This window comes from Salinisphaera aquimarina, assembly GCF_042643355.1.
Lineage (GTDB): Bacteria > Pseudomonadota > Gammaproteobacteria > Nevskiales > Salinisphaeraceae > Salinisphaera > Salinisphaera aquimarina.
On sequence record NZ_JBHRSS010000001.1, the window covers coordinates 579535 to 593755 of the forward strand.

14 protein-coding genes are annotated in these 14221 nt (G+C 66.1%); 12 read left to right on the forward strand and 2 right to left on the reverse strand.

Annotation, left to right across the window (positions count from 1 at the left end; all coding sequences use genetic code 11):
* Positions 1-128: 128 nt before the first annotated feature.
* From ACFOSU_RS02665 to ACFOSU_RS02715, 11 genes are read left to right on the forward strand one after another with little or no spacing between them, the layout of a single operon-like run.
* Positions 129-749, forward strand: a complete 621-nt coding sequence (locus tag ACFOSU_RS02665; protein ID WP_380686195.1) for a cytochrome c3 family protein — start codon at positions 129-131, stop codon at positions 747-749.
* Entirely contained in the window at positions 746-3799 is a 3054-nt protein-coding gene (locus ACFOSU_RS02670) for a TAT-variant-translocated molybdopterin oxidoreductase (RefSeq protein WP_380686197.1), read from the forward strand. Before ACFOSU_RS02665 ends, ACFOSU_RS02670 begins: the two co-directional genes overlap by 4 nt.
* Positions 3786-5147, forward strand: a complete 1362-nt coding sequence (nrfD, locus tag ACFOSU_RS02675) for an NrfD/PsrC family molybdoenzyme membrane anchor subunit (RefSeq protein ID WP_380686199.1) — start codon at positions 3786-3788, stop codon at positions 5145-5147. Before ACFOSU_RS02670 ends, nrfD begins: the two co-directional genes overlap by 14 nt.
* Complete coding sequence (locus tag ACFOSU_RS02680) at positions 5140-5676, forward strand: DUF3341 domain-containing protein (RefSeq protein WP_380686201.1); 537 nt, start codon at positions 5140-5142, stop codon at positions 5674-5676. Before nrfD ends, ACFOSU_RS02680 begins: the two co-directional genes overlap by 8 nt.
* Positions 5673-6233 carry a c-type cytochrome gene (locus tag ACFOSU_RS02685; RefSeq protein ID WP_380686203.1) on the forward strand — a complete coding sequence of 187 codons (561 nt, stop codon included), beginning with the start codon at positions 5673-5675 and terminating at the stop codon, positions 6231-6233. Before ACFOSU_RS02680 ends, ACFOSU_RS02685 begins: the two co-directional genes overlap by 4 nt.
* Positions 6230-7285: a hypothetical protein gene (locus ACFOSU_RS02690; protein WP_380686205.1), complete on the forward strand. Its 1056-nt coding sequence runs from the start codon at positions 6230-6232 to the stop codon at positions 7283-7285. Before ACFOSU_RS02685 ends, ACFOSU_RS02690 begins: the two co-directional genes overlap by 4 nt.
* On the forward strand, positions 7275-7763 hold the full coding sequence (locus tag ACFOSU_RS02695) for a hypothetical protein (protein ID WP_380686207.1): 489 nt from the start codon (positions 7275-7277) through the stop codon (positions 7761-7763). Before ACFOSU_RS02690 ends, ACFOSU_RS02695 begins: the two co-directional genes overlap by 11 nt.
* Positions 7760-8764, forward strand: coding sequence for a cytochrome c oxidase subunit II (gene coxB, locus ACFOSU_RS02700; protein ID WP_380686209.1), 1005 nt, complete (start codon positions 7760-7762; stop codon positions 8762-8764). The genes ACFOSU_RS02695 and coxB overlap by 4 nt, the downstream gene beginning before the upstream one ends.
* On the forward strand, positions 8761-10392 hold the full coding sequence (locus ACFOSU_RS02705; RefSeq protein WP_380686211.1) for a cytochrome c oxidase subunit I: 1632 nt from the start codon (positions 8761-8763) through the stop codon (positions 10390-10392). Before coxB ends, ACFOSU_RS02705 begins: the two co-directional genes overlap by 4 nt.
* On the forward strand, positions 10385-11032 hold the full coding sequence (locus tag ACFOSU_RS02710; protein ID WP_380686213.1) for a cytochrome c oxidase subunit 3: 648 nt from the start codon (positions 10385-10387) through the stop codon (positions 11030-11032). The genes ACFOSU_RS02705 and ACFOSU_RS02710 overlap by 8 nt, the downstream gene beginning before the upstream one ends.
* A complete protein-coding gene (locus ACFOSU_RS02715; RefSeq protein ID WP_380686215.1) occupies positions 11029-11301 on the forward strand; it encodes a caa(3)-type oxidase subunit IV in 273 nt (90 codons plus the stop codon). Before ACFOSU_RS02710 ends, ACFOSU_RS02715 begins: the two co-directional genes overlap by 4 nt.
* On the opposite strand, the gene ACFOSU_RS02720 is transcribed toward ACFOSU_RS02715, so the two are convergent.
* Positions 11291-12292 carry a cation transporter gene (locus ACFOSU_RS02720; RefSeq protein ID WP_380686217.1) on the reverse strand — a complete coding sequence of 334 codons (1002 nt, stop codon included), beginning with the start codon at positions 12290-12292 and terminating at the stop codon, positions 11291-11293. The genes ACFOSU_RS02715 and ACFOSU_RS02720 overlap by 11 nt on opposite strands.
* Before the next feature lie 46 nt (positions 12293-12338).
* On the reverse strand, positions 12339-12905 hold the full coding sequence (locus ACFOSU_RS02725) for a L,D-transpeptidase family protein (protein ID WP_380686219.1): 567 nt from the start codon (positions 12903-12905) through the stop codon (positions 12339-12341).
* A gap of 295 nt (positions 12906-13200) precedes the next feature.
* Between ACFOSU_RS02725 and ACFOSU_RS02730 the strand changes: the two genes are divergently transcribed.
* Positions 13201-14214: an isocitrate dehydrogenase gene (locus tag ACFOSU_RS02730; protein ID WP_380686221.1), complete on the forward strand. Its 1014-nt coding sequence runs from the start codon at positions 13201-13203 to the stop codon at positions 14212-14214.
* Positions 14215-14221: the final 7 nt, after the last annotated feature.

A 14221-nucleotide genomic window follows, 5' to 3' on the forward strand; every position in this document is an offset into this window, starting at 1 on the left:
CACGAATAAGTGATCGGGGGCACCGTGATCAGAGCTGGGGGTTGTGGCAGCAGCGCACCGCAGGCAGGCGCCGGGGCGACGGGTTGAGTGCGCGCGGCCCGCAGGTCTTCCCCCGTGGAAGCAATGCGGTGGCCGCGGCCGTTCTCGTGCTGATCCTGGTCGGCGTTCTCGGGCTGGGACTCATTGCCGGCGTACTGGCCCGCTCCGATTACGCCACCACCCAGAATCGTGCCCTGGAACAGCCGGTGCCGTTCTCGCATCAGCATCACGTGGCCGGCCTCGGTATCGATTGCCAGTACTGCCACACCTCGGTGACCGAGTCCCAGTTCGCCGGTCTGCCGCCGACCCATACCTGCATGACCTGTCATTCCCAGCTGTGGACCAACGCCGACATGCTCGCACCGGTGCGCCAGAGCCTGGAACAGAACAAGCCGCTGCAATGGCAGCGCGTGCACGACCTGGCCGACTACGTCTATTTCAATCACAGCGTGCACGTGACCAACGGCGTGCCCTGTCAGGCCTGCCACGGGCGCGTCGACAAAATGCCGCTGATGCAGCAGTCGAAATCGCTGACCATGGGTTTCTGTCTGGACTGCCATCGCGATCCCGCGCCCAACCTGCGTCCGGCCAGCGCGATCACCGCCATGGGCTGGAAGCCCGGCCCGGACACGCCCTCGGGCCACGCGCTGATGAAGCAATACGGCATCGATCCCCAGGGCTTGACCGACTGTGTGACCTGTCACCGATGAAACGCCTGCAACCGACACCGCCCGACGCCGCCATGCCGATCGATCTGGAGGCGCTGCGCGAGCGTCTGCGCGGCCAGGACGGACCGACCTACTGGCGCAGCCTGGACGAGCTGGCGAATACGCCGGCGTTCGAGAATTTCCTGGAAAAGGAATTCCCGCGCTGGGCGCCGATATGGCAAGAGGCGGTCGACCGACGTTCGGTGCTCAAGCTGATGGCCGCGAGCATGGCGCTGGCCGGCCTGACTGCCTGCGGCGCGCAGCCACCGGAAACCATCGAGCCGTACGTGAACATGCCCGAAGGCATGGTGCCCGGCCAGCCCCGCTATTACGCCACCGCCAGCCTGGTCGGCGGCTACGCCCACGGTCTGCTGGTGCAGAGCCGGGAAGGGCGGCCGGTTAAGATCGAGGGCAATCCCGATCATCCGGCCACGCGCGGCGCCTGCGACGTATTCAGCCAGGCCAGCGTGCTCTCGGTCTACGATCCGGATCGCTCCGACAGCGTGCTGCGTGGCGGTCAGATCAGCAGCGTCGGCGGCTGGCTCGATGCCCTGGCCGAGGCGCGTGCAGGCTGGGACGACGGCGGTGGCGCGGGCCTGTGTCTGCTCACCGAGACCGTGACCTCGCCCAGCCGGGCCGCGCAGATTCGGGCCATGCAGCAACGCTGGCCGCAGATGCGCTGGTTCGTGCACGAGCCGGCAGCGAGCGATGCGCCCATCGCCGGTGCGGCGCTGGCTACGGGACGGCGCCTGCAGCCGCGCTATCGCTTCGACCGGGCGCGCTGCGTGCTCTCGATCGACGCCGATTTTCTCGGCCGGATGCCGGGTTTTCTAAGCTACGCGCGAGACTTCGCGGCGAATCGCCGACCCACGCGCGAGCATCCGGAGATGAGCCGTCTGTACGCGCTCGAATCCACGCCCAGCATCACCGGCGCGAGTGCCGATCACCGGCGCCCGGTCGCTGCCGACGAACTGCTCGACGTCACCCGGGCGCTGGCCTCGGCGCTCGGCCTGGACGCCGGCGCAGTCGATAACATCAGTATCGACAAGGCCTGGCTGCAGGCGGTGGCCGACGATCTGCGCAGCAACGGATCGCGCGCGCTGGTCATCGCCGGCGAGCATCTGCCCACCGAACTGCAGGCGCTGGTGATCGCCATCAACGACACACTCGGCGCACTCGGCCAGACGATGGTCTTCCAGCAGCCGGTGGCCGCCAGCGACGGCGCGCCTGCGCTGGCCGCGCTCGCCGAGGCGATCCGAGCCGACCAGGTACGCACGCTGGTGGTGATGGATGCCAACCCGGTCTACAGCGCGCCCGCGGATCTCGATTTCACCACGCTCTACGATCGGGTTGCCCTGCGTATTCACTACGGCGGCCATGTCGACGAGACCGCCGAGCGCTCGCACTGGCATGTGAATGCCACCCATGCGCTGGAAAGCTGGGACGACGCGCGGGCGTTCGATGGCACGACGTCCATCGTGCAGCCGCTGATCGAGCCGTTGCATGGTGGCCACAGCGCGCTCGAATTCCTGATCGGCCTGGCCGATGGCGTGAGCGGCGATGCCCGCGAACTGCTGCAGCGTTACTGGCGCCGCGCCCGCCCGCAGGATTTCGATGCCGCCTGGCGGCGATGGCTGCAGCGTGGTGTGGTGCCGGATAGCGCCGCGGCCGAGGTTACGGCGGCGCCGCGCGGTGGCTGGCAGGCCGCGTTGGCCCAGGTTACCCAGAAGACGCGCAGGCCGGAGACGCTGACGCTGCAGTTCAGCGCCGATCCCGCGGTCTGGGACGGGCGTCATGCCAACAACGGCTGGCTGCAGGAGCTGCCGCGCCCGCTCACCAAGCTGACTTGGGGCCAGGCCGCGCTGATCTCGCCGGCGCTGGCCGAACGCCGTCAGCTCAAGCAGGGCGATGTGGTGCGATTGACGCTGGAAGGGCGGCGTCTCAAGGTGCCGGTATATGTGCTGCCCGGCCAGCCGGATCGGGCGATCACGCTCAGTCTCGGTTACGGGCGCACCGCCGCCGGGCGTATCGGCAACGGCGTGGGTGCGAGCGCCTATGCGCTGCGCGCCAGCGGCTCGCCGTGGGTGCGCACCGGCGTCGAACTGCAGGCCACCGGTCGGCAGCAGGGGCTGGCTACAACCCAGCATCACCACGCCATGGAAGGCCGCGATCTGATCCGCGCGACCGCGCTGGCTGACTTCGTCGAACACCCCGATTTCGCCAAACGGGAGCCGCCGGACAAATCACTCTATCCCGAGCCCTGGCCGCGCGGCGAACCGGCCGAGCACCAGTGGGGCATGAGCATCGATCTGAACGCCTGTATCGGCTGCAATGCCTGCACCATCGCCTGCCAGGCCGAGAACAACATCCCGGTCGTGGGCCAGGCCGAGGTGCTGCGCGGGCACGACATGCACTGGATCCGTATCGATCGTTATTTCGAGGGCCAGCCCGAGGCGCCACGGATGATCTTCCAGCCGGTGCCCTGCATGCACTGCGAAAACGCGCCCTGTGAATATGTCTGTCCGGTCGAGGCCACCCAGCATTCCGCGGAAGGCCTCAACGAGATGATCTACAACCGCTGCGTGGGTACCCGCTACTGCTCGCAGAACTGCCCCTACAAGGTGCGCCGCTTCAATTGGTTCAACTACACCGACGAAAACGCAGCGCATCCGACGCCGGCAGCGGCCAACAACCCGGACGTGACGGTGCGCTCCAGAGGCGTGATGGAGAAATGCACCTACTGCGTGCAGCGCATCAACGCCGCCAAAATCACCGCCGCCCGCAGCGACGCACCCGACAACGGCCGCATCGCCGACGGCGCGATCGTGACTGCCTGCCAGCAGGCCTGTCCGACCGATGCCATCGTGTTCGGCGATATCGCCGATCCGGCCACCGCCGTGAGCAAGGCCAAGGCCAGCCCGCTCGACTACGGCCTGCTCACCGACCTGAACACGCGCCCGCGCACGACCTACCTGGCCGCGGTACGCAATCCCAATCCCGCCATCGCCGAAGACGAGGGCAGTGACCGCAAGGTGGGCGATGCCGCGGGCTGAGCACGAACCCCTGCTGCCGGCGACGCTGACCCATGGCGGCATCACCGAGTGGATCAGCGGGCTGATCATCGAGCGGCGTGCGCCGCTGGCATGGTTCGTCGCCTTCGGCGTCTGCGGCGCGCTCACGCTCGTGTTTCTGGGCTCGCTTTCCTATCTGTTCTCGGTGGGCGTGGGCATCTTCGGTCTCAATATTCCGGTCGCCTGGGGCTTTCCGATCGTCAATACGATCTGGTGGATCGGTATTGCCCATGCCGGCACGCTGATCTCGGCGGTGCTGTTGCTCACCCGCCAGGACTGGCGTGCCTCGATCAACCGCATCGCCGAGGCGATGGCCATGTTCGCCATCGTCTGCGCGGGCCTGTACCCGCTCATCCATCTCGGCCGGCCCTGGTTCTTCTACTACATCCTGCCGTACCCGAACACGATGGATCTGTGGCCGCAGTGGCGCAGCCCGCTGGTGTGGGATTTCTTCGCCATCACCATGTATCTGCTGTTCACGATGAGCTTTCTCTATCTCAGCTTGCTGCCGGATTTGGCCACGCTGCGAGATCGCGCGCGCTCGACCTCCGGACGGGTCTTCTACGGCCTGCTGGCGATGGGCTGGCGCAACAGCGCCGCCCACTGGTCGCGCTATCAGCGCGCCACGCTGATCCTGGCCGGCTGTGCGGCACCGATCGTGGCGCTGGTGACCGGCATCGTGTCGACCGATCTGGCGGTATCGATCGTGCCGGGGTTTCACTTCACCATATTCCCGCCATATTTCGTGGCCGGGGCGCTGTTCTCGGGTTTTGCCACGGTCACGCTGCTGGCGGTGGTGCTGCGCTGGATGTTCTCGCTGCAGGCGATCATCACGCCGACCCATCTGGATTATCTCGGTCGCATGATGCTGGCCTTTGTGATGATCGTGGATTTCGCCTACAGCCAGGAGATGTTCACCGCCTGGTATTCGGGCGAGGATTTCTACCGCTATGTCTATATCGACCGCATGACCGGGCCCTACGCGCCGATGTGGTGGAGCATGATCCTGTGCAACGTGGTCCTCATCCAGCTGCTCTGGTTCAAGCGCGTGCGCCGCACCCCGGCGGCGATCCTGGGTCTGGCGATCGTGGCCGATATCGGCATGTGGCTGGAGCGTTTCCAGATCCTGTTCACCTCGACCCATGCCGACTACATGCCGTCGAACTGGAACGTGGTCTGGCCGACGTTCTGGGACTGGTCGGTCTATCTCGGCTCGCTCGGTCTGTTCGGGACCCTGCTGCTGCTGTTCCTGCGCCTGATGCCGATGGTATCGCTGCACGACATGCGCGAACTGATCTCGCGTCGCGGCGAGGAGGGCGGCCATGACTGAAGCCGCCTACGGCTGGCTGGCGCGCTTCGAGCACGCCGACGCGCTGCTGGCGGCGGCCCGGACGCTGCGCGCGGACGGGGTCACCGGCGTCGAGGCGTATACGCCGTATCCGGTCGAGGGGCTGGGTACGGTGGTCGGCGGCACCAGCCGGGGCGTGGCGCTGTGGTCACTGATCAGCGGCGCGGTCGCCGGCCTGATCACTTTTTTCATGCAGTGGTATTCGGCGGTGTATGCCTATCCGTTCGTGGTCGGCGGCAAACCGCTGGGCGGCTGGCCTGCGTTCATGCCGGCCACGGCGGCCATGGTGATGCTGTTCGCGGTGATCGGCGCCTGGATCGGCATGCTGGTCGGCAACCGCCTGCCGCAGCCCTATCATCCGGCGTTCAACGTCGAGGCCTTCGCGCGTGCGTCGAGCGATGGGTTTTTCCTGCTGGTCGAGCGCCCCGCGAATGACGAGGAGGACCGCGGCCGTATCGAGCGCCGGCTGCGCGAACTGGGCGCGGCGAGCGTCGACGCGGTGCCGGCATGAAGCGCCTGTGCCTGTTGTGGCCGATTGCCGGCCTCGTGCTCGGCGTCGCCGGCTGTAGCCAGCCGAAGATGGAGAATCAGCCCAAATACGAGACCTACGAGAATGCCCCCGACTGGCCCGACGGACAGTCGGCGCGCACGCCGCCTGCCGGCACGGTCGCCCGCGATGCGCAGCTGGCACCGCGGCCGGATCACCTGCCGGTGCCATTGACCCAGGCGTTGCTCGATCGCGGTCAACAGCGTTTCGAGATCAACTGCCTGCCCTGCCACGGGCGGGTCGGTTATGCCGACGGCATGGTCGTGCAGCGCGGCTTTCCGAAGCCGCCGTCGTTTCATAGCGAGCGCCTGCGCCACGCGCCGCTGTCGCATTTCTATGACGTGATGACCGACGGCTACGGGGTCATGTATTCCTATGCCGATCGGGTCGAGCCGGCGGATCGCTGGGCGATCGCGGCTTATATCCGTGCCCTGCAGCAATCGCAGCATACGCCGGTCGCTGCACTCGATCCCGCGCAGCGGCAGGCTCTGAATCAGTCCGGCAACGGAGAGGACCGATGAACGTGCGTACGTTTGCGGTCATCGCCGTCGTCGGCCTGCTGATCTGTGCTGTCGGCCTGTGGTTCGATGCTGGTCTGATGGCGCACGCTTGGCTGGCCGCCGCGCTGACCTGGGGGCTGCTGCCGCTGGGTGCGTTGGCGGCGCTGCTGACCTGGGGCCTGACCGGCGGCGGCTGGGGCGAACTGGGCGCGCCGACCTGGCGGGCGCTGACCGCCTGCCTGCCGCTGTTCGCACTGGCGCTGCTGCCGCTGCTGCTGTTCGCGCGCTCGGCGCTGTTCCCGTGGACACAGCCGCTCGAGACCCTGCCGGAGGTCGTCCGCCACAAGCATCTGTATCTGAACACGCCGTTCTTCGTGATCCGTACGCTGGTTTATTTTCTCATCTGGTGCCTGTTCGCGGCGCTCGTCGGCGTATGGCGCCCGCGCGTGCCGGGCGCAGCTGTGTGTGCCGGTGGCCTGGTCGCGTTGCTCTATACCCTGGCTTTCTTCGGCTTCGACTGGATGTTGTCGCTGGAGCCGAAGTTCTATACCGATGTCTTCGGCCTGTGGCTGGCGGTGACGCTGCCGGCGGGGGCGACCGCGCTGGTGCTGCTGCGCCCGCCGGTCACGCGCGGCGGCGTCGATATCGGCCGGCGTGCGGATCTGGCCAATCTGTGGTTCGCGCTGCTGCTGGGCTGGGCGTTCATCGCATTCGCCCAGTACATCATCATCTGGTCGGGCAACATCCCCGACGAGATCGAGTGGTATCTGGCGCGCGGCCACGGCGTGTGGCGGGGCATGGCCTGGCTGGTCTGTCTGCTGTTCTTCGTGGTGCCGACCCTTGCGCTGCTGTTCGGCGGCTTCAAGCGCAACGGCCGCTGGCTGCAGCGGCTGGCCGGGGTGGTTCTGCTCGGCTATGTGCTGCAGATGCAGTGGTGGATCCTGCCGGCGGCCGATGCGCCGCAGTGGCCGCTGCTGTGGATGGCGCCGCTGTGCCTGATCACCCTGGGCGCGGCCATGCTCGCGCTCTGGTCGTATCACTTCGAACGCGCGCAGGTTCGCCATGAGCGATAACCCGACGCGCCCCGACCACGATCACGAACGCAGCGATGTCGCCCCGCGCTGGCCGATCTATATCGGCGTGGGCATGCTGTTGACATTGCCCCTGGCCGTGGCCGTGGTGGCAGCTCTGCTCTATAGCGTCTGGGCACCGCCGCCGCAGCGGCCCGGCCCGGCCATCGAGACCCCGGCGCCGGCGGTCAACGCGCCGCGATTGCAGCTCAATCCGCGCGCCGATCTGGCGGCCTTGCGCGATAGATGGGACCACCAGTTGCACAGCACCGGCTGGGTCGATCGCGACGCCGGTATCGTGCACGTGCCGATCGACCAGGCCGAGCGGCGGCTGCTGGCCCATGGTCTGCCCGACGATACCCGTATGCCCGGGCCGAGCCGCGCGGGCGAGGCCATGTCCGGTACGGCCAGCGACCGGGCGCAGGCCGGGCAGGGCGCCGACGCTGATCGCGGGTCGGGCGACGGGGGCGGGCAGCCATGAGCCACAGCGTGTCCTATCTGCAGGATGCCGATCAGCCGTTCCGGTTCATTCCGGTGCAGGCGTCGACCGGCGCTCACGATGTCGATCTGCTGGCCTATGTGCTGTTCGGGCTGTGCGTGGTGCTGGCCTTCGTGGTGGCCGGGTTGATCGCATGGTTCGGGATCCGCTATCGCGCCGGCTCCACGGTCAAGCGTTTCGCGCCGGTGTCCGAACATCGGGCGCACTGGATCGAGGCGATCTTCGCGCTCGTGCTGCTGGCCGTGTTTCTGGTGTTCTTCTACTGGGGCGGCCGGCTCATGGTCGATCTCTACCGGCCGCCGGCCGATGCGATGACCATTCACGTGGTCGGCAAGCAGTGGATGTGGAAACTCGAGCATCCGAACGGTGCGCGCGAGATCAATACCCTGCACGTGCCGACCGGGCGCAACGTGCGTCTGGATATCACCTCGCAGGATGTGATCCACAGCTTTTACGTACCGGCATTCCGGATCAAGCACGACGCCGTGCCGGGCCTGCATACCACGCTCTGGTTCAAGGCGACCCAGACCGGCGAGTACCGCATGTTCTGTGCCGAATACTGCGGCACCAACCACTCGCGCATGCGCGGCAAGGTGGTGGTGATGGCGCCGGCCGACTACGCCGACTGGCTGGACGCCAACGGCCACGATCAGAACCCGGTGCGCCTGGGTCGGGAGCTGTTCCGGACCTATGGGTGCAGTGGTTGCCATATGGGCAGATCGGCGGTGCATGCGCCCAAGCTGGCGGGCATCTACGGGCGCTCGATTGCGCTCGCGGACGGCCGCACGGTGGTCGCCGATCAGGCCTATATCCGCGATTCCATCCTGCAGCCGAAAAAACAGGTGGCCGCCGGCTTCGCGCCGATCATGCCCAGCTTCGCGGGGCGTATCAGCGAAAGCGAACTGCAACAGATCATCGCCTATATCCGCTCGCTCAAGCCGGGCGACTGGGCCACCGCCGGTGAAGGAGGGGATACCCGATGAGCAGCACACAGGACGCCTTCACCGAGTCGCATTATCTGTCGGGCGACTGGGGCCTGCGCGGCTGGCTGCTGACCACCGACCACAAGCGCATCGCCTGGCTGTACATGGTCTCGATCACCGGCTTCTTCTTTCTCGCCGGGCTGGCCGCGCTGCTCATCCGCCTGGAACTGCTCACCCCGGCGCCCTTGTTCGTGGGCTCGGATAGCTACAACCGGCTGTTCTCGTTGCACGGCATCGTGATGATCTGGTTCTTCCTGATCCCGTCGATCCCGGCGACGCTCGGCAATTTCCTGATCCCGCTGATGGTGGGCGCGCGCGATCTGGCGTTTCCGCGGCTGAACCTGCTGTCCTGGTACATCTACACCCTCGGCGGTCTGTTCACGGTGGCCGCGGTCATCCTCGGCGGCGTCGATACCGGCTGGACGTTCTACACGCCGTACTCCGACCAGTTCTCGCAGAGCTTCGTGGTGCCGGCGGTGATCGGCGTGTTCGTGGTTGGCTTTTCCTCGATCCTCACCGGGCTCAACTTCATCGTCACCACTCACGAAATGCGCGCGCCGGGCATGACCTGGTTCCGGCTGCCGCTGTTCGTGTGGGCCAACTACGCGACCAGCCTGATGATGGTGCTGGCCACGCCGGTGCTGTCGGTGGTGATGCTGCTGATCGCGGTCGAGCGCATCTTCGGCCTCGGCGCGTTCGACCCGGCGCTGGGCGGCGACCCGATCCTGTTCCAGCATCTGTTCTGGTTCTATTCGCATCCGGCGGTCTACATCATGATTCTGCCGGCGATGGGCGTGGTCTCGGAGATGATCGCCGCCGGCGCGCAGCGCCCGATCTTCGGCTACAAGGGCATGGCGCTGTCGATCCTGTCCATCGCCCTGTTCGGTTTCCTGGCCTGGGGGCATCACATGTTCGCCTCCGGCCAGAGTATCTATGCCGGGCTGATGTTCTCGTTCTTCACCTTCGTGGTCGCGGTGCCCTCGGCGATCAAGACCTTCAACTGGACTTTCACCCTGCCGGGCGGGCGCATCGTCTACCACGCGCCCATGATCTATGCGTTGTCGTTCATCGGCCTGTTCACCATCGGCGGGCTCACCGGCGTGGTGCTGGCGACGGTGGGACTGGATATCGATCTCACCGACACCTATTTCGTGACCGCCCATTTTCACTACATCATGGTCGGCGGCGCGGTCACCGCCTATCTCGGCGGCCTGCATTTCTGGTGGCCCAAGATCACCGGCCGCTTGTATCCGGAAACCTGGGCACGGATTGCGGCGGTGGCGCTGTTCATCGGCTTCAACCTGACCTTCTTTCCGCAGTTCCTGCTCGGCATCGCCGGCATGCCGCGCCGCTATCACACCTATCCGGACGCCTTTCAGATGTTGCACGTGCTGTCCACGCTCGGTACCGGCGTGCTGGCGATCGGCTATCTGCTGCCACTGGTCTATCTGCCCTGGTCGCTGCGCAGGGGTCCGCGCGCCGGCCCCAATCCCTGGCGTGCGACCGGGCTGGAATGGCGTACCAGCTCGCCGCCGCCCACCCACAATTTTCTGCGGATGCCCGTGGTCGACGCGCCGCCCTATGATTACCCGACCGACGTTATGCCCGACGGGTCCCGTCATGACTGAACGCGCGCCGTATCTGGCCGAACAGTTCGACGACCTCGAACAGCAGCGGCATGCCGACATCATGGGCATGTGGCTGTTTCTGGCCACCGAACTGCTGCTGTTCGGCGGCGTGTTCATGGCGTTCGCGGTCAACCGCTGGTTTCATCCCGAAACCTTCGGCGAAGCCGCCCACGAACTCGATCTGGTGCTGGGCAGCGTCAATACCGCGATCCTGCTGACCAGCGGCCTGACCATGGCGCTCGCCGAGCGCGCCATGGCAGTGCGCCGGCGTGGGCTGACGCTGGCGCTGCTGGGCGCGACGCTGGCGCTGGGGCTGGTGTTTCTCTCGATCAAGGGTTTCGAGTACTACAAGGAATACAGCGAGCAACTGCTGCCGATCACCGGGCTTGCCTTTGGCTACACGGGCGCGCACCCGGAGCACGCGCAGATGTTCTTCAATTTCTATTTCGTGCTGACCGCCATGCATGCGCTGCATATGGCGATCGGTCTGGCCATCATCGCGGTGCTCATGGGCATCGGCCAGTGCTGGCGTCAGCCCGATCGCTTCGAACGCCAGGTCCGTATCGTCGGCCTTTACTGGGCGTTCGTGGATGTCGTCTGGGTGTTTGTCTTCACCACGCTCTACCTGCTTCGCTCATGAATTTTTTACGTGCCAACAGTCTGCTCATTGCTGCCTTCGCGGCCCTGCTGATGCTGCTGATCTTCAATATCGGCGTGGCCTTCATGCCGTTGCCGGGGTTTCGTACGGTCCTGCATCTGGGCAGCGCCGTGCTCATGGCGATCATCATCGCCGGCATCTTCATGGATCTGCGCAGCGCCGGCGCGCTGATGCGGGTGTTCGCCCTCGGCGGGTTGCTGTGGCTCGCCTTCATGTGGTTGCTGTTCCCGGTCGACTATTTCACGCGTTAGTCGAACTCCGTTCGGGCAACGGCAGGGCCCGCACGCAGTGCGCCGAATCCACCGGCACCAGCTCGAAGTCGAGCAGGCGCCAGTCGAGGGCCTCGATGCGGCGCCGGGCGGCAGCGAAACGCTCGATTGCGACCCGATCCTCGTGCGGGCAGACCAGGGCGATGCCGGTGAGCAGCCGACCTTCCTCGCGCAGACGCACGCGCGCCGAGGCGATCCAGTCCATCTCTTCGAGGGTCTCGCGAATGGTGGCGCCGAGCGGATCGATCCGGCTCGAGCCGATCTGACGCGGGACTTCATCGATCAGATCGCAGACCGCGGTGTGCAGATGACGGGCCCCGTGATACAGGATGTCCAGGCCGATGATCACCGTAGCCGCGAAGTCCGCCCACCACAGGCCCAGACCGACGCCGAGCACGCCGATCACCGCGGCGCTGCCGGCCAGCCAGTTCGCGCGGCCCATGGTGGCGTCGGCGTACAGGCCCTTGTCGTGCAGGGCGACGGCCAGCGACTGGCGCGAACGCCCGGCCACGAACGGTACCGCGATGCTGTAGGCCAGCGCGGCGATGATCGGCCAGCCGGGCCAGTCCAGCAGCGGCCCGGTCTGGGCAAGCGTGGCCAGGGTCGGATGGCGCCCGTGCAGCAGTCCGCTGGCGGCCGCGTAGAGCAGATACAGGCCCATGCAGGTGAGCGCCAGCGCCGCGCTCAGAAAGGCAATGCTGCCGACGCGATAGAAGCCGTAGGGAAAGCGCGGGTTGGGGTCGCGCTTTTCCACATGGCAGGCGACCAGAAACGCCACCGGCGGCAGCAGCGCCCACAGGTTCTTGAGCCAGATCGCGGTCAATGCCTCAGTGCTGCCGAGGGCGGCATAGAGCGCGACGACCACGCTCAGGCGCAGTCCCAGAGTGAGCCACTCGACCCGCCGGGCCTGGCCGAGTTCGCGCTGCTTGTCCGGCGGCAGGCGTCCGGGATTGCGCGGCGCGGCGTGGCTCATGCCGGGCGCCGGAACAGCGCGGCCGTCGTGCGTGTCCGCACTGCGCTCACGGGTAGATATGGATACGGGTGCCGTCGGCCACGTGACTCCAGATCTCGTCGATGGCGGCGTTGGAGACGGCGATACAACCGTTGGTCCAGTCGCCCCTGCGCTGACGGTCGTCGTAGTCGGGCTCGCCGTGGATCATGATCATGTCGCCCGGGTCCTGGCCGCGTGCCTGTGCGGCGGCGATATCGTCGGCATCGGGATAGGACACATGGATTGAGCGGTGGAAGATGCTCTGCGGGTTGCGCCAATCCAGCGTGTACGCGCCGATCGGGGTCTTGTTGTCGCCGCGTTGTTGCTTGGTGCCTACCGGATTCTTGCCGAGGGCGATCGGATACTGGCCGATGACCATCCCGTCAGAATACAGATAGAGCACGCGATCGGATTTGAGTACGACCACGAGGTCGGCCATCGGCTGTGCGGGTTCGCTGGCCTCGGCCGGTGTCACGTCGAGGGGCTGCGCCCAGGCGGTCATGCTCGTCAGGCACAGCGCGACCAGCACGGGAATCAACCCAACGAGCGCTCGGCATGGGGACGAAAAAAGACGCATGGCAGGGCTCGTATTCATGACGGGTCGGTTCGGTATTGGACATTCGCCGGCTCCCGACCGGCGGCCCGGGCGCCTGTTGCAATGCTGAAAAAGTCGATTTTCTCTAAGCTGTATCCATTGATCCAGCCGGCGGTGGCCGATCGGCATGTCCGGACAAGCGGCGACGGCTCGGCGCGATGACGGCATTGCGCCGGTCACGGGACGGCCGCCCCTCCGGTGCTAGGATGCCATACAACTTTTCAGACGCGACGCGCGCTGTTTCGACGACTGCCGTGGATCGTGCGACCGAACATTTTTCCTGACAGGACATGACATGAGCAATACGCCGGTCACCATCATCAAAGGCGACGGTATCGGCCCCGATATCGTCAATGCCGCCCTGCGCATCCTCGATGTGCTCGAGCCGGGGCTGGATTACGAAGAGGTCAAGGTCGGACAGGCCGCGCTGGACGACGGCGAGAGCGACGTCGTGCCGCAGTCGGCGATCGAGTCCATCGAACGCACCGGACTGGTGCTCAAGGGCCCGGTCACCACGCCGTCCGGCAAGGGCTATCGCTCGGTCAACGTGGCCATGCGCAAGCATTTCGATCTGTATGCGAACGTACGCCCGACGCTGTCCATGCCGGGCACGAAATCGCGCTATAACGATCTCGACATCATCACCGTGCGCGAGAACAAGGGCGGCATGTATTCGGGCGAGGGGCAGACCCTGAGCGCCGACGGCACCCGCGCCGAGGCGCTGTCGGTGATCACCCGCGAACAGTGCGAGCGCATCATCCGTTTTGCCTTCGACATGGCCCGCGCGCGGGGGCGCAAGAAGGTCACCCTGGCGCACAAGGCCAATATCATGAAGTCGACCTCGGGCCTGTTTCTAGCGGTAGGCCGCGAGATCTCCGGGGAATACGACGATATCGAGCACGATGAGGTCATCGTCGACGCCTGCGCAATGAAACTGGTGATGTATCCCGAGCAGTTCGATGTGATCGTGACCACCAACCTGTTCGGCGACATCATCTCGGATCTGTGTGCCGGCCTGATCGGTGGCCTGGGTCTGGCGCCGGGCGCGAATATCGGCGAGGACTGCGCGATGTTCGAAGCCGTGCACGGCAGCGCCCCCGATATTGCCGGCAAGAACATCGCCAATCCGATTTCGGTGGTGCTGGCCTCGGCGCTGATGCTCGATCATATCGGCCAGCCGGACAACGCCGCTCGTATCCGCAAGGCGGTACGCGCGGCGGTGGCCGATCACGATCGCACCACCCCGGATCTGGGCGGCGATGGCAGCACCGACAGCTTCACCGACGCGATCATCGAGCGGCTGGGCTAGCGTCATA